The organism is Streptomyces sp. NBC_00878, assembly GCF_026341515.1.
GTDB lineage: Bacteria > Actinomycetota > Actinomycetes > Streptomycetales > Streptomycetaceae > Streptomyces.
On record NZ_JAPEOK010000001.1, the window covers coordinates 737,531 to 752,242 of the forward strand.

At 69.6% G+C, this 14,712-nt stretch carries 14 protein-coding genes; 6 read left to right on the forward strand and 8 right to left on the reverse strand.

The window, feature by feature from the left end; translation table 11 throughout:
* The first annotated feature begins 154 nt into the window (after positions 1-154).
* Positions 155-370: a dodecin gene (locus tag OHA11_RS02915; protein WP_266491637.1), complete on the forward strand. Its 216-nt coding sequence runs from the start codon at positions 155-157 to the stop codon at positions 368-370.
* 45 nt (positions 371-415) lie between these two features.
* Here the strand turns inward: OHA11_RS02915 and OHA11_RS02920 are convergent, their stop codons facing one another.
* The 3 genes from OHA11_RS02920 to OHA11_RS02930 all read right to left on the reverse strand — a co-directional run bounded on the left by OHA11_RS02920 (position 416) and on the right by OHA11_RS02930 (position 3,296).
* Complete coding sequence (locus OHA11_RS02920; protein WP_266491639.1) at positions 416-913, reverse strand: hypothetical protein; 498 nt, start codon at positions 911-913, stop codon at positions 416-418.
* Positions 914-1,342: 429 nt separating this feature from the next.
* Complete coding sequence (locus OHA11_RS02925) at positions 1,343-2,134, reverse strand: sulfite exporter TauE/SafE family protein (protein WP_266491641.1); 792 nt, start codon at positions 2,132-2,134, stop codon at positions 1,343-1,345.
* A 115-nt stretch (positions 2,135-2,249) separates the two neighbouring features.
* Complete coding sequence (locus OHA11_RS02930) at positions 2,250-3,296, reverse strand: LacI family DNA-binding transcriptional regulator (protein ID WP_266491643.1); 1,047 nt, start codon at positions 3,294-3,296, stop codon at positions 2,250-2,252.
* 110 nt (positions 3,297-3,406) lie between these two features.
* Here OHA11_RS02930 and OHA11_RS02935 point away from each other — a divergent pair, with 110 nt between their 5' ends.
* From OHA11_RS02935 to OHA11_RS02950, 4 genes are read left to right on the forward strand one after another with little or no spacing between them, the layout of a single operon-like run.
* Positions 3,407-4,585, forward strand: a complete 1,179-nt coding sequence (locus OHA11_RS02935) for a phytanoyl-CoA dioxygenase family protein (protein ID WP_266491645.1) — start codon at positions 3,407-3,409, stop codon at positions 4,583-4,585.
* Between the two features lie 17 nt (positions 4,586-4,602).
* A complete protein-coding gene (locus OHA11_RS02940; protein WP_266491646.1) occupies positions 4,603-5,364 on the forward strand; it encodes an SDR family oxidoreductase in 762 nt (253 codons plus the stop codon).
* Between the two features lie 32 nt (positions 5,365-5,396).
* On the forward strand, positions 5,397-6,401 hold the full coding sequence (locus OHA11_RS02945; RefSeq protein ID WP_266491647.1) for a Gfo/Idh/MocA family oxidoreductase: 1,005 nt from the start codon (positions 5,397-5,399) through the stop codon (positions 6,399-6,401).
* Entirely contained in the window at positions 6,398-7,417 is a 1,020-nt protein-coding gene (locus OHA11_RS02950; protein WP_266491649.1) for a Gfo/Idh/MocA family protein, read from the forward strand. Before OHA11_RS02945 ends, OHA11_RS02950 begins: the two co-directional genes overlap by 4 nt.
* Before the next feature lie 106 nt (positions 7,418-7,523).
* Here the strand turns inward: OHA11_RS02950 and OHA11_RS02955 are convergent, their stop codons facing one another.
* From OHA11_RS02955 to OHA11_RS02970, 4 genes are all read right to left on the reverse strand, one after another.
* Positions 7,524-8,543 (reverse strand): Gfo/Idh/MocA family protein, encoded by a 1,020-nt coding sequence (locus OHA11_RS02955; RefSeq protein ID WP_266491650.1) that lies wholly within the window; start codon positions 8,541-8,543, stop codon positions 7,524-7,526.
* Between the two features lie 69 nt (positions 8,544-8,612).
* Positions 8,613-9,527 carry an ATP-binding cassette domain-containing protein gene (locus OHA11_RS02960; protein WP_266491651.1) on the reverse strand — a complete coding sequence of 305 codons (915 nt, stop codon included), beginning with the start codon at positions 9,525-9,527 and terminating at the stop codon, positions 8,613-8,615.
* Between the two features lie 3 nt (positions 9,528-9,530).
* The gene (locus OHA11_RS02965; RefSeq protein ID WP_266491652.1) at positions 9,531-10,604 is read right to left on the reverse strand and encodes an ABC transporter permease; all 1,074 of its coding nucleotides are present in this window, start codon (positions 10,602-10,604) and stop codon (positions 9,531-9,533) included.
* Between the two features lie 5 nt (positions 10,605-10,609).
* Entirely contained in the window at positions 10,610-11,626 is a 1,017-nt protein-coding gene (locus OHA11_RS02970; protein ID WP_266491653.1) for a sugar ABC transporter substrate-binding protein, read from the reverse strand.
* Positions 11,627-11,985: 359 nt separating this feature from the next.
* On the opposite strand from OHA11_RS02970, the gene mmsA reads away from it, so the two are divergent.
* Positions 11,986-13,488: a CoA-acylating methylmalonate-semialdehyde dehydrogenase gene (gene mmsA / locus OHA11_RS02975; protein ID WP_266506899.1), complete on the forward strand. Its 1,503-nt coding sequence runs from the start codon at positions 11,986-11,988 to the stop codon at positions 13,486-13,488.
* Between the two features lie 256 nt (positions 13,489-13,744).
* Here mmsA and OHA11_RS02980 read toward each other — a convergent pair whose 3' ends face one another.
* Complete coding sequence (locus tag OHA11_RS02980; protein WP_266491655.1) at positions 13,745-14,593, reverse strand: sugar phosphate isomerase/epimerase; 849 nt, start codon at positions 14,591-14,593, stop codon at positions 13,745-13,747.
* Positions 14,594-14,712 lie beyond the last annotated feature (119 nt).

Sequence of the window (14,712 nt, forward strand, 5' to 3'; positions counted from 1 at the left end):
AGCCCGAACGGACTCACGTCCCTCAGGCTCACGCCCCACGGGCTCACGTCCCACCGGCTCACGTCCCTCGGCCCTACATCTCGCGGTCCCCCGCCTCGTGCGGCACCGTGGAATGACGCGTGGCACACGGGCCACGGCGGAGAGGAGTACCCGCATGTCCGACCACACCTACCGGATCACCGAGATCGTCGGGAGCTCGCACGAGGGCGTCGACCAAGCGATCCGCAACGGCATCTCCCGGGCCTCGCAGACCCTGCGCAACCTCGACTGGTTCGAGGTCACCCAGGTCCGCGGGCAGATCGAGAACGGGCAGATCCAGCACTTCCAGGTCGGCCTGAAGGTCGGCTTCCGCCTGGAGGACTCGGACTGACCTCCGCGGGGCCCACCGCCGCGGCGAGCGGGAGGGGCGAACCCCTCAGGTCCGCCCCTCCCGCTCCTGCGCCGCCTTCAACGCCTCGGACGCGGCCGCCCAGCGGGCCCGTACGACGGTGAAGCCGGCCCGCTCGGCGTCCTCGCACACGAACTCGTCGTCGTCCACGAACACCCGGATCTCACGGTTCCGGGCCAGCTCGCGGAGGATCTCCAGCTTGGTGCGCCGGGCGGGCCTGCGGTCGTCGTTGCGCCGCATCCGGATGCGGCCTTCGGGCAGGCCCTGGGCGGCGATCCAGGCCGCCGTGTCCTTGCGGCAGCGCTCGGGCCGCCCCGTCAGGTAGACGATCTCGCACTCCCGCGCGTGCTCCAGCGCGAGCGCGATGCCCTCCGCGAGAGGCGGATCGTCGGGCGCCGCCGCGAAGAAGGCGTCCCAGTCACGGGGTGCGCACTCCAGGTACTTCTGCCGGTGCGCGGTGTCGGCGAGCGTGCCGTCGAGATCGAAGACCGCGAGGGGTTCGCGTGCGTCCGCCCCACGGCGCACGCCCGATCCCGAGCGTGGCTCCGCCTCACGGCGCGCGCCTGATGCGGGGAGTGGCTCCGATCCACGGCGTGCGTCCGATCCGGGACGCGGCCTGCTGTTGTTCGTCACTCCGCCCACCCTAGAGCGCCACTCTCCGCGCGGACCCGGCACGGTCTCCGCCCGGACCACAGCACGGGTCTCCGCCCGGACCACAGCACGGGTCTCCGCCCGGACCACAGCACGGGTCTCCGCCCGAACCACAGCACGGGTCTCCGCCCGAACCACAGCACGGGTCTCCGCCCGAACCACAGCACGGGTCTCCGCCCGAACCACGGCACGGGTTTCGGCGCAGGCCGCGGCACGGGTTTCAGCGCGGACCGCGGCACGGCCTCGCTGCGGCACGAGCTTCGCCTCCGGCTCCGTTACGGAGGTCGGCGTGGGCGTCGGCGTTCAGGGCGCGGTCGCGTCCCGCCACAGGCTCCACGCGAGTCCGAGCCCGGCCAGGGCGATCGCGACCCGGAGGGGCGCCTCGGGCAGGCGCCGTACGACCGCGGGTCCCATCCACGCGCCCACGAAACAGCCCAGGCCGAGCGTGACGGCCGCGTTCCAGTCGACCGGGGCGAGAAAGGCGTAGGCGACGGCCGCGGTGACGTTGGCCGCGCCGGTGGCGATGTTCTTGACCGCGTTGGTCACGGGCAGCGGCTCCGTCGCGGACAGGGAGAGCACGGCGAGCATCAGGACGCCCGCCGCGGCGCCGAAGTACCCGCCGTACAGGCCGACGAGCAGCACGGCACAGGCCAGCGGGAGCCTCGGCACGGAGGCCGGATCGGACCCGAATCGCGCGGTCAGCCGTCGCAGGGGCTCACGGGCCAGGATCAGCACCGAGCCCAGGGCCACCAACCACGGAACGACCAGCTCGAACGTCGACGACGGTGTGCCGAGGAGCAGGGCCGCGCCGAGCGCGCCGCCCAGCGCCGCCGTGACGGCCAGGCGGGCGAGCCGTCCGCGCTGCCCGCGCAGTTCCTCCCGGGATCCCACCGCGGTTCCCACGGTGTTGGAGAAGAGCGCCACGGTGTTGGTGACATTGGCCGCCACGGGCGGAAGGCCCGCGGCGAGGAGCGCGGGGTAGCTGAAGAGTGAGGCCAGACCGGCGATCGAACCGGCGAGTCCAGAGGCGACGCCGGCCGCCAGGAGCAGGAGTACGGCGCCGGGGCCCGACGGCCCGCCGAACAGCTCTTGCACGTGTCCCTCTCGTCCCCACAGGTGCGGCGGCACCCGGGCACGCCGTCATCGGCGTTCCATGACACGGTCTGCATATGCAGACGACTGGGAGCCCTCTTCCGGCCCCCAGAACCCCTCAGCCCACGAACGCCGCGAGAGGGACGCCGGGCGGCATGTTGTAGGGCGTGACCACCTGGATCGCCGAGGGCAGGAAGGGACCCTCGTCGGGAAGGGCCTTGTGGGCGCGCATGATGGTCTGGCAGACGCGGCGCATGTCCTGGCGCAGGTCGTGATGGAGTACGGCGGAGAGGCGGCGTTCGCGCAGGAACCGGGTGTTGTCGTGGTCCAGGTCGTGGGCGACGAACACCGCGCACTCCCGCCCGAGGGTGTCGAACGCGTCGAGGGTAGCGGCGTTGCCGCCACCGGCCGAGTAGACGGCGATGACGTCCTCGTCCCGCTTGAGGGCCTCCAGGACGAGGTCCCGCTGCGTGGCGTCCAGCCCGTCGCTGTCGGTGACCTCCACCAGGGAGCGCCCGGGCTGCGCGGATCGCATCGCGCTGCGGAAGCCCATCTCCCGCTCCTCCTCACCGCGGAAGGAGCCACGGCTGATCGTGGCGAGCACGTTGCCGGGCCGGTCGCCGAGCCACTGCCCGATGAGGTAGGCGGCGGTGGCGCCCGCCGCCCGGTTGTCAATACCCACGTACGCCATGCGCGCACTGCTGGGCAGGTCGCTCACCAGCGTGACGACGGGGATGCCCGCCGCGACCAGCCGGCCGACGGCGGCGCCGATCTCCGGCAGGTCGGGGGCCTTGAGGATCACCCCCTGCGAGCCGCGCTTGGCGATCTTGTCCATGGTCGCGATGAGATCCGAGGCGGGGCAGGTCTCCCGGAAGTGAAAGCGCGATCGCACCACAGCGGGGTGCAGGGACGGCAGTTCGGCTTCCAGGGCGTCCCGTACCGCGGTGGAGAATCGTTCCGGCGTCTGCATCACGATGTCGATCATGAACGTGCGCCCGCCGATGCGCACCTGGGTCCGCTGACGGTCCAAGTCCTTGATCGCCTGGTGCACCTCCATGACGGTGCTCTCCCGTACGCCGCCCCGGTCGTTGAGGACGCGGTCGACCGTGGCCTCGCTCAGGCCGGCCTGACGGGCGATCTCCCTGATGGGATATGGATGTCGCATGGCGGTCCTCGAAAGCAGGATGACGGACTTTTGATGGGTCTCTGCGGATTGAATGACGGGCTCTCGTTCACAAGACTGGCAGAAAAGCACGCATGGCGAAAGGACCGGGAATGCCCCCCACGGAGGCGGGATCTCCGACGTGGCTCAGCGAGGACGACTGCGATCTTGACGAGTTCCGCTCGTTGGTCGAGCAGCGTACCGAGCAGCACGCGTACCCCTCGGCCGAGCGGACCGAGCAGAACGTCCTGGTGTACGCCAGTGACCGGATCCGCGAGCTCGCGGTCACCCCGCAGGGGCGCCGGGACGTGCAGGCCGAGCTGGTGCGGGCCCTGCTGGACGGGCCTGGTGTGGTGGTCCTCAAGGGCGCGTTCACGGACCCCGCCGTCGTGGACGCGGCCTCCGGCGCCTTCAACGCGCTGATCGAGGAGGAACGTTCCACCAGCACGGCTCGCGGTGACCACTTCGCCAAGCCCGGCGCCAACGACCGGGTGTGGAACGCCCTGGACAAGGTGGCCGTGCGCGCGCCGGAGGTGTTCGCGGACTACTACGCGAACGACATGCTGGCGCTGATCTCCGAGGCCTGGCTCGGCCCCGGCTACCAGGTGACCTCGCAGATCAACGTGGTCAACCCGGGTGGCGCCGCGCAGCGTGTGCACCGCGACTACCACCTGGGCTTCCTGTCCCAGGAGCGGGCCGCCGCGTATCCGGCGCACGTCCACCGCCTCTCGCCCGTCCTGACTCTGCAGGGCGCGGTGGCGCACGGCGACATGCCCGTGGAGTCGGGGCCGACGCTGTTCCTCCCGCACTCGCAGAAGTACGTGCCGGGTTATCTGGCCTGGCGGCGCCCGGAGTTCATCGCGTACTTCGAGGAGCGGCACGTCCAGCTTCCGCTGGAGAAGGGGGACGCGGTGTTCTTCAACCCCGCGCTCTTCCACGGTGCGGGCCACAACCGTTCGGCGGACATCAAGCGCATGGCGAACCTGCTGCAGGTCTCCTCCGCGTTCGGCCGCGCCATGGAGTCCGTGGACCGGGAGGCCATGGCCAACGCCCTGTTCCCGGTGCTGCTGCGCCGCAAGGAGGAGGGCGCCTCGGAGAGCTGGCTGCGCCGCGTGGTCGCCGCCACGGCCGAGGGCTACCCCTTCCCCACCAACCTGGACCTCGACCCGCCGGTCGACGGTCTCGCGCCGCCCTCCCAGGCGGACACCCTCTGGCAGGCCGTTACTGAGGGCTGGGCCCCGGACCGGCTCCGTCATGAACTACAGGCGAGCGCGAAGCGCCGCCGGAGCTGAAGGAGAACAACGCACTCATGGGACTGCTTGAGGACAAAGTCGTCCTCGTCAACGGCGGCAGCCAAGGCGTCGGCGCGGGCATCGTCCAGGCCGCCGTACGCGAAGGCGCGACCGTCGTCTTCACGGGGCGGCGGGCCGAGATCGGCGAGAAACTCGCCGCGGACACCGGCGCCCACTTCGTACGCGCCGATCTGTCGGACGCCGCAGAGGCACGCGACAGCGTCCTGCGGACCGTGGAGACGCACGGGCGCGTCGACTGCCTGGTCAACGCGGCGGGGCTGACGTCACGTGGTTCGCTCCTGGACACCACGCCGGAGCTGTTCGACGCGCACATCGCGATCAACCTGCGGGCGCCCTTCTTCGCCATGCAGGCCGCGGTCGCCGACATGACGGGCCGCAAGACGCCGGGCACCATCGTGAACGTCATCTCGAACTGCGCGCACGGCGGCCCGCCGTATCTGGCGCCGTACTCCACGGCGAAGGCCGGCCTCGCCGGGCTGACCCGCAACGCGGCCCACGCACACCGCTGGGACCGGGTCCGTATCAACGGTCTCAACATCGGCTGGACCGACACCGAGGGCGAGGACGCCACCCAGCGTGCCTTCCACGGCGCGGGCGACGACTGGCGGGAGAAGGCCGCCGCGTCCCAGCCGATGGGCAAACTCGGGCAGGTCGACGAGATCGCCGATTTCGTCGTCTTCCTGCTCTCCGACCGCAGCGGTGTGGTGACCGGCTCGGTCATCGACTGGGACCAGATCGTCTTCGGCGGGCTCGACTGAACCGCCCCCTGGGCTGAAGGAGCAAGATTCTCATGCGTATTGGCATCATGGGGCTGGGCCGGATCGGCGCGTTCCACGCGGAAACCCTGTCCGGACTCGAAGCGGTGGACTCGTTGGTGGTCACCGATCCGGTGGCCGCGGCCGCCTCCTCCGCCGCGGAGCGGTTCGGAGCCACGGCGGTGGACTCCCCCGACGCGGTGCTGGCCGCCGGCGTGGACGGAGTGGTGATCGCCGCCGCGACCAACGCGCACCCCGAGCTCATCCTCGCCGCCGTCAAGGCGGGCATCCCGGTCTTCTGCGAGAAGCCCGTCGCCCTCGGCATCGAGGAGAGTCTCGAGGTGCTGCGCGCGGTGGAAGGCGGCGGGGTCGAGGTGCACATCGGCTACAACCGGCGCTTCGACGCCGGCTGTGTCGCCGCCCGCGCGGCCGTGGTGAGCGGCGAACTCGGACTGCTGCACACCGTGCGGTCCACCACCCTGGACCCCGCGCCGCCGCCGCCCGCGTACGTGGCCGTCTCCGGCGGTATCTTCCGCGACTGCAGCGTGCACGACTTCGACATCGTGCGCTGGGTCACCGGCCGCGAGGTCGTCGAGGTGTACGCGACCGGCGGCAACCGGGGCGCGGACTACATCGCGGCGGCGGGCGACGTCGACACCGCCTCCTCGCTGCTCACCTTCGACGACGGCACGATCGGCGTCATCTCCAACTCCCGGCACAACGCCCGCGGTTACGACGTCCGTCTGGAGGTGCACGGCATGAAGGACAGCATCGCCGTGGGCCTGGAGGACAAGCTGCCGCTGCGGTCCGTCGAGCCGGGAGTCACCTTCCCCGCCGGCACGCCGCACTCCTTCTTCATGGACCGCTTCGCCGGCGCCTACCGCGCCGAGCTCACCGCGTTCACCGAGGTCGTGGCGGGCTCACGCCCCTCCCCCTGCACCGTGGCCGACGCTCTCGAAGCGAGCTGGATCGCCGAGGCCTGCACGCTGTCGCTGCACGAGCGCCGGCCCGTACGACTGGAAGAGGTGCGTAAGGCATGACGGACGAGCCGCTGCGAATCGGCGTTCTGGGCGCGGCCCGGATAGCCGAGCTCGCGATCGTCGGCCCGGCCCGCGTGACCGGCCACCGCCTTGTGGCGGTGGCCGCCCGCGACCGGTCCCGCGCCGAGACCTTCGCCGCCGAGCACGATGTCGAACGGGTCCTGGACTCGTACGCCGACGTGCTCGCCGACCCCGACGTCGAGGTCGTCTACAACCCGCTCGCCAACAGCCTGCACGGGCCCTGGAACCTCGCCGCGCTCGCCGCGGGCAAGCACGTACTGACGGAGAAGCCCTCCGCGAGCATCGCGGAGGAGGCCGTGGAGGTCCGGGACGCCGTCGCGAAGGCGGGCACCGTCTTCATGGAGGGCTTCCACTACCTGTTCCACCCGGTCACCCGGCGCCTGCACGAGCTGCTGGACAGCGGGGAACTGGGCGAACTCCGGCACGTGGAAACCACGATGCTCATGCCGGCGCCGCCGGACACCGACCTGCGCTGGTCGTTTCCGCTGGCGGGCGGCGCTCTGATGGACCTGGGCTGCTACAGCCTGCACGCCCAGCGGGTGCTCGCGCCCTGGGCGGGCGGCGCACCGCGGCTCGTCGCCGCGCGCGGCGGCGAACGGCCGGGCGCGCCCGGAGTCGACGAATGGCTGGACGCCGAGCTGGAATTCCCGAACGGTGCCACCGGCACGGCCCGCTGCCACATGGCGTACCACGAGTGGGAGATGAGCTACCGGATCGTGGGTTCACTCGGTGAGGCCACGGCGACGAACTTCGTCCAACCGCACCTCGACGACCGGGTCCTGGTCCGCACAGCCTCGGGCGAGCGCACCGAGATGCTCGGCCGCCGGTCCTCGTACACCTACCAGCTCGAAGCCTTCGCGGCCCATCTGCGGCGGGGGGCGCCGCTGCGCCTGGACGCCGATGACTCGGTCGCCACCATGCGGCTCATCGACGACTGCTACCAGCAGGCCGGGTTCCCGCCCCGGCCTCGAACGGTCCTTCCGACCTCGGGCTGAGAGGAACAACGAACGGGAGAGGGCGGTGCCTGAACGGCACCGCCCTCTCCCGTTGTGCGATCCATATCTTCGCGGTCTGCCTCCGCGGTCTGCCTCCGCGGTTTGCTTACCGGTAGAAGTCGGGCCGCTCGATCAGGTCGACCTCGACGCGCCGTCCCTCCCGCTGGGCCCGCACGCCCGCCTCGCACACCGCGGCTGCCGCGTAGCCGTCCCAGACGCTGGGCCCGGTGACCTCGCCGCGCCGGGTGGCGTCCACCCAGGCACGTACCTGGCGGTCGTACGCGTCCTCGAACCGCTCGATGTAGTCCGGCGTGACGCGGCCACCCCACCGGCCGTCGGCGCTGAGCCGTGGTCCGTGCTCGTCACCGATGCCTACGACACCCCGCTCGCAGACGGCTTCGGCCCACACCTGATATCCGTAGCCGCAGTGGCCGAAGATCTCGACGTCGACGAGAGCCCCCGACTCGGTCTCGAACAGGACGAGTTGAGGGTCGCTCATGCCTTCTGGCGCCAGTGAGGACGGAGCCGGCTTGAGGACCGTGACCGCGGTGATCTCCTGATCGAGGAGCCAGCGGGTCACGTCCATCTCGTGCACCACCGAGTCGTTGATGAGCATCTCGGTGGTGAACCCCGACGGCATGGAGGGGTTGCGGTGCCGCTGATGCACCATCAGCGCCCTGCCCAACTCCCCGCCGTCGAGCAGCCGCTTGAGCTTCACGTACTCGGCGTCGTACCTGCGCATGAAGCCCACCTGCACCCGGCGGTGCCCGAGCCGCTGTTCCGCCTCCAGGATCCGTAGTGCGGAGTCCGCGTCAGGGGTGAGCGGTTTCTCGCACAGGATCGGCAGGTCACGGCCGAGGGCTTCGAGCAGGGCCGCCTCGTGGGCAGGTCCGGGAGAGGCGATCAGCACGGCGTCCACGTCCTCCGCGGCCAGCGCGACCGCGGCTTCGGTGTACGCCGTGCAACCGTCCAGCGTGTCGGCGAGGGCCTTGGACCGCTCCGCGTCGATGTCCACGACGGCGGTCACCCGCGCTCCGCTGATGACGTGCTGGAGCCTTCGGACATGATCGGCCCCCATCTTGCCGGTGCCGATGACTGCTACGCCGAGTACTCCCTGAGATGACATATATGCAGTGTCTCTCCTATGCCTGAGGATCAGTCCTGTGACTGAGGATCAGTTGCCTTCGGACGAGGGTCAGTTGCGCTGCGCGCCCACCTGAAGCTCCGCCTCTTCGGGGAGTTCTTCGACGTCCACGCCGCGGACCTGGGACAGCTCGTGCTTGAGGGCGGCCAGTTCGGCGCCGCCGGCCATGTGGTTGGTGAGTTCTTCGAGGCTGACGTCGCTGCGGGCGGCGGAGAGTTCCATGGTGCCCAGCCGCAGGACGCTGAAGTGGTCGCCGACCATGTAGGCGTGGTGCGGGTTGTGGGTGATGAAGATGACGCCCAGGCCGCGGTCGCGGGCGGCGGCGATGTACTTGAGCACCACGCCGGACTGCTTGACGCCGAGGGCGGCGGTGGGCTCGTCCAGGATGAGGACGCGGGCGCCGAAGTAGACGGCGCGGGCGATGGCCACGGACTGGCGCTGGCCGCCGGAGAGGGTGCCGATGGGCTGGTCGAGGTCGTCCAGGATGATGCCCATGTGGCGCAGTTCCTGGTCCGCGGTCTGCTTCATCTTCTCGATGTCGAGGCGGCGGATGGGCCAGGGGCCCTTGGTCATCTCGGAGCCGAGGAAGAAGTTCCGCCAGACCGGCATCAGGGGAACGGTGGCCAGGTCCTGGTAGACGGTGGCGATGCCCTTGTCGAGGGCCTCGCGCGGGTTGCTGAGCTGGACCGGTGCGCCGTCGATGAGGAACTCGCCCTCGGTGTGCTGGTGCAGCCCCGAGATGATCTTGATCAGGGTGGACTTGCCGGCGCCGTTGTCGCCGAGCACACAGGTCACCTGACTGGAATGGACAGCCAGATCCACGCTGTGCAGAGCCCGGACGTTGCCGTATGCCTTGCCCGCGTCCTTCAACTCGACGGTGGGTGTGCCGTCCGCCGATGCGGTGTTCTTGGGGGCTGTCCCGTTGGGTGAGACCGACCCGTCGGCAGCGATGGGGTTGGTGGTCATGGGTTACCTCCGGGTCGCCTGGCGGCGGACCCACAGATTGACGAGGGCGGCGAGCAGGAGCATGACGCCGAGGAAGGCCTTGAACCAGTCGGGGTTCCAGTTGGCGTAGACGATGCCCTGGGAGACCATGCCGAAGATGAAGGCACCGATGACCGGGCCGATCGCGGAGCCGTAGCCGCCGGTGAGCAGGCAGCCGCCGATGACCGCGGCGATGATGTACAGGAACTCGTTGCCCACGCCCTCGCCGGACTGGACGGTGTTGAACGAGAACAGGATGTGCATCCCGACGAACCAGGCACCCGCGCCGACGCCCATAAACAGGGCGATCTTGGTGAAGGTGACCGGCACACCCACCGCACGGGCCGATTCCTTGTTGCCGCCGGTGGCGAAGATCCAGTTGCCGAACTTGGTGCGCAGCAGCAGCCAGGTCGCCGCCGCCGCGAACACGAACCAGTAGAACACCGTGATCTTGACGTCGACGCCGCCGACGCTGATCTCGGAGGCGAAGACCTTCTTGGCCTGGTCGAAGCCGTCCATGTCGCTGATCGAGTCGGTCGCGACGTTCCCGGTGAAGATCTTGGTGATGGCGAGGTTGCCGCCCTGCAGGATCAGGAACGTACCCAGCGTGATCAAGAAGCTTGGCAGTCCGGTGCGGACCAGCAGATAGCCGTTGAACGCGCCGATCGCCAGGGACACCAGCAGCGCGACGATGACACCGGTCCACACGTTCATGGAGAGCTGGAAGCTCCACATGCTCGCGGTCAGCGCCGAGGTGGTGACCGCGACGCCGGCGGAGAGGTCGAACTCGCCGCCGATCATCAGCAGGGCCACCGGGAGGGCCATGATGCCCATCACGGAGGACTCGTAGAGCACGTTGGCCAGCGAACCGGCCTCACGGAACGGCGAGGCCACCGCGAAGAAGAAGATATAGACACCGATCGCCGCGATCAGTGCGCCGATCTCCGGACGGGCCGCCAGCCGACGGCTCAGGGACCGCTCCGAGGTCCGGCCGTCCTTGGGGGCGGCCGGCGGAGCCGACGACGAGGAACCCGTCGCCGGTACCGTTGCCTGGGACATAGAAATCACCGAGTGCCCTTCGCGGCGAACTTCGCGATGGTCTCGACGTTGGACTTGTCCACGAACGCCGGACCGGTCAGCACCGGCGCCTGGCCGCCACCGCTGAAGTTGCCGTTGGTCTTGTACAGCCACAGGGAGTCCACCGACAGGTAGCCCTGCAGGTAGGGCTGCTGGTCGACCGCGAACTGGATGTCGCCGTCCTCGATGGCGCCGATCAGGTCCTTGTTCAGGTCGAACGTGGCGACCTTGGCCTTGCTGCCCGCGTCGTCCACGGACTGCACGGCGGTCAGCGAGAACGGGGCGCCGAGCGTGACCACGTAGTCGATCGCCGAGTCCTGCTTGAGCTTGGCGGTGATCGTCGACTTCACCGACGGCATGTTCGTGCCGTTCACGTAAAGGATCTCCGTCTTGCCCTTGAAGCCTTCCTTGACACCCTTGCAGCGCGCCTCCAGGGCCACATGCCCCTGCTCCATGATCACGCAGATGTTGTGCTTGGCGCCGACGCCGTTGAGCTTCTCGCCGAAGGCCTTGCCCGCGACGTACTCGTCCTGGCCGAAGTACTCCAGCAGGCCCTGGTCCTTCCAGTCGTCGACGCCGCCGTTGAAGCCGACCACCGGGATACCGGCCGCCTTGGCCTTGGCGACCGCGGACTTCATGGCGTCAGGCTTGGCGAGGGTGACCGCGATGCCGTCGACCTTCTGGTCGATCGCGTTCTGGACCAGGTTGGACTGCTTGGCGCCGTCGGGGTTGCTGGAGTAGATCAGCTCGACGTTGTCCTTGGCGGCGGCGGCTTGGGCCCCCTTGCGGATCGTGTCCCAGAAAGTGTCACCGGGAGCCGCGTGGGTGATCATCGCGACCTTCATACGGGGGGTGCTGGCCTTGCCGGCCGACGCGGCGCCCGTGTCCTCCTCGGACTTCTTGCCGCCGGAGTCACTGGAACAACCGGTGACTATCAGGGCCGCGGTGGCGGCCGCGGCGACGAGGGCGATTCTGCGGGAACGGGGGTGGAGAGAGCGGTTCATCTTGCCGGCACCTCACTGTGCAGGGGAAAGGAGCAGCGCCCGACCGGGCAGAGGCTCCGGTCACATACCGTTAACACGGCTGTTGCCTATGACGGGATACAAGCCCTAGTTGCACCTCAGCGTCAACATATGTAAAGGCATCATTTATCCATCAAGGGAAAACGGCACAACATCTCCTTGACGGCTGTTCCGTGTGCCGTCTACACCTGAAATGGCCGGGGTCACTGTCGGCCTTTCCGATTCAGAGGTCCTCGTGTCTGGCCGAGCGCTCCATAAATCATTCGCGCGATACCGGCCTGGTCAATGTGATCGCCATGGAGCGGCTGTGAGTCAGCCTGCCCACCCATGTGAGAGGACACATCGTGAAGACCATCGCCCATTGGATCAATGGCAAGCCCGCGGAGGGCGTTTCAGGACGCCACAGCCCGGTGTTCGACCCTGCCACGGGCAGCCAGGACAAGCAGGCACCCCTCGCCTCGGTCGACGAGGTGGATGCGGCGGTCGCCGCCGCGAAGGACGCCTACGCGACCTGGGGCACCACGTCGCTGGCCAAGCGGTCCACGATCCTCTTCAAGTTCCGCGCGCTGCTGGACGCCCACCGTGACGAGATCGCCGCTCTGATCACCGCCGAGCACGGCAAGGTGCACTCCGACGCGCTCGGCGAGGTCGCGCGCGGTCTGGAGATCGTGGACCTGGCGTGCGGGATCACCGTGCAGCTCAAGGGCGAGCTGTCGACCGAGGTCGCCTCCCGGGTCGACGTCGCCTCGATCCGCCAGCCGCTGGGCGTGGTCGCGGGCATCACGCCGTTCAACTTCCCGGCCATGGTGCCGATGTGGATGTTCCCGCTGGCCATCGCCTGCGGCAACACCTTCGTCCTCAAGCCCAGCGAGAAGGACCCCTCGGCCTCCGTACGCCTCGCGGAGCTGTTCGCGCAGGCCGGACTCCCCGACGGCGTCCTGAACGTCGTACACGGCGACAAGGTGGCCGTCGACCGCCTCCTGGCCCACCCGGACGTCAAGGCCATCTCCTTCGTCGGCTCCACCCCCATCGCCCGCTACATCCACACCACCGCCTCCGCCAACGGCAAGCGCGTCCAGGCCCTGGGCGGCGCCAAGAACCACATGCTGGTCCTGCCCGACGCCGACCTGGACGCCGCCGCCGACGCGGCCGTCTCCGCCGCGTACGGCTCGGCGGGCGAGCGCTGCATGGCGATCTCGGCCGTGGTCGCGGTCGGCGCGGTCGGCGACGAGCTGGTGGACAAGATCCGCGAGCGCGCCGAGAAGATCAAGATCGGCCCCGGCAACGACCCGGCCTCCGAGATGGGCCCGCTGATCACCGCCGCTCACCGCGACAAGGTCGCCTCCTACGTCACCGGCGCCGCCGCCCAGGGCTCCGAGGTCGTCCTCGACGGCACGGGTTACACGGTCGAGGGCCACGAGGACGGCCACTGGATCGGCCTCTCGCTCCTCGACAAGGTGCCCGTCACCGCGGACGCCTACCGCGACGAGATCTTCGGCCCGGTGCTGTGCGTCCTGCGCGTGGAGACGTACGAGCAGGGGGTGGAGCTGATCAACAACTCCCCCTTCGGCAACGGCACGGCGATCTTCACCCGGGACGGCGGCGCCGCCCGCCGCTTCCAGCTGGAGATCGAGGCCGGCATGGTCGGCGTCAACGTCCCCATCCCGGTCCCCGTCGGCTACCACTCCTTCGGCGGCTGGAAGGACTCCCTCTTCGGGGACCACCACATCTACGGCAACGACGGCACCCACTTCTACACCCGCGGCAAGGTCGTCACCACCCGCTGGCCCGACCCCGCCGACGCCCCCACCGGCGTCGACCTCGGCTTCCCCCGCAACCACTGACCGCACCGCACACCCGCGTCGGGCCGTCCGGAATTCCGGGCGGCCCGACGCGTTTTCGCTGGGTTCCAGGTGCTCGTACACGCCTAGGAGCCGCGCGCCCGGCGGGCGGCGGCTGGCAGATGGCGGATGGCGGATGGCGGATGGCGGATGGCGGATGGCGGATGGCGGATGGCAGGACTGATACCGGGGTGGCGGAGACGACCGTGGTTTCGTCCCCGCCGCCCCGGCGGCCTGGTTCAGCGCCGACCCGGCGTCGCTACTTCAGCACCGCCGCAGCGGTGTTGAACGCCGCTGTGGCGGCCTCGCGCACCGGAAGCGTGCGGTGCATGTCGGACAGGATCTCCACCCCCCACGGACCGGACCAGCCGGCCGCGCGGAGCGCGGAGATGATGCCCGGCAGGTCGAAGGAGCCCTCGCCGCACAGGCGTCGGCGCCGGACCGTGTCCTCGAAGAGCGTGCCGATCACCTCACTGTCGGCGTCGTTGAGCTCCACACCCACGATGCGCGACGCGGGTACGTCCGCGAGATCGGCCGGAGGCGTGTGGGCGCGCTCGGTGTGCCAGACGTCGATGATGAGGCCACCCGCGGGATGCCCGGCGGTCTCGACCAGCCGCAGTCCGTCGTGCACGGTCTTGAGGTTGGACCAGGGCAGGAACTCGATCGCGAGCCGGGCGCCCACACCGTCGGCCTGTGCCGCCAGCGTGGCGAACTCCTCAGCCCAGTGGTCGAGTTCCCACGGCCGGTCCTCGACGTCCGGCCCGATCTTGAGGTGGCTCGCGCCGAGCGCCTCGGCGGTCCGCAGAAGATCCAGGCGGACGGCGTCCGACGCGGCACGCCGTGGTCCGTCGGCCCACCAGTCGACCAGCAGCTCCAGCTCCAGGTGGACCAGTCCGTTGTCCGCGAACAGGGACCGTACGCCGGACAGTCCGTACGTGCGCTCAGCCTCCACCAGGTCCTCGTGCAACAGGCCGAAGCCCTTGAACCCGGCGGCGCCCGCCGCTTCCACCCGCTCCCGCAGCGTCAGCGGGCTGCGCAAGTCGGGCTGCCCGGGCGCGGCATCGCCCGCGGTGGTCCAACAGGTGGCCAGCAGGTCTTCAGTAGTCATACCTGTTTCCTCTTCATAACGATTTCAGAGAATCCATCCTGACCATGGCCACCATCAAGGCCATTCCTTATCGAGGCCATTCCGATGATTCTCATGCGCGTCAATACGGCGAACAGCTG

What these genes read in the sequence shown, in the direction of transcription:
- OHA11_RS02935 (WP_266491645.1), top strand. Translation starts at nt 3,407, where the DNA reads ATGCCCCCCACGGAGGCGGGATCTCCGACGTGGCTCAGCGAGGACGAC.
- OHA11_RS02965 (WP_266491652.1), bottom strand. Translation starts at nt 10,604, where the DNA reads ATGTCCCAGGCAACGGTACCGGCGACGGGTTCCTCGTCGTCGGCTCCG.
- OHA11_RS02940 (WP_266491646.1), top strand. Translation starts at nt 4,603, where the DNA reads ATGGGACTGCTTGAGGACAAAGTCGTCCTCGTCAACGGCGGCAGCCAA.
- OHA11_RS02945 (WP_266491647.1), top strand. Translation starts at nt 5,397, where the DNA reads ATGCGTATTGGCATCATGGGGCTGGGCCGGATCGGCGCGTTCCACGCG.
- OHA11_RS02970 (WP_266491653.1), bottom strand. Translation starts at nt 11,626, where the DNA reads ATGAACCGCTCTCTCCACCCCCGTTCCCGCAGAATCGCCCTCGTCGCC.
- OHA11_RS02930 (WP_266491643.1), bottom strand. Translation starts at nt 3,296, where the DNA reads ATGCGACATCCATATCCCATCAGGGAGATCGCCCGTCAGGCCGGCCTG.
- OHA11_RS02980 (WP_266491655.1), bottom strand. Translation starts at nt 14,593, where the DNA reads ATGACTACTGAAGACCTGCTGGCCACCTGTTGGACCACCGCGGGCGAT.
- OHA11_RS02950 (WP_266491649.1), top strand. Translation starts at nt 6,398, where the DNA reads ATGACGGACGAGCCGCTGCGAATCGGCGTTCTGGGCGCGGCCCGGATA.
- OHA11_RS02955 (WP_266491650.1), bottom strand. Translation starts at nt 8,543, where the DNA reads ATGTCATCTCAGGGAGTACTCGGCGTAGCAGTCATCGGCACCGGCAAG.
- OHA11_RS02960 (WP_266491651.1), bottom strand. Translation starts at nt 9,527, where the DNA reads ATGACCACCAACCCCATCGCTGCCGACGGGTCGGTCTCACCCAACGGG.
- OHA11_RS02915 (WP_266491637.1), top strand. Translation starts at nt 155, where the DNA reads ATGTCCGACCACACCTACCGGATCACCGAGATCGTCGGGAGCTCGCAC.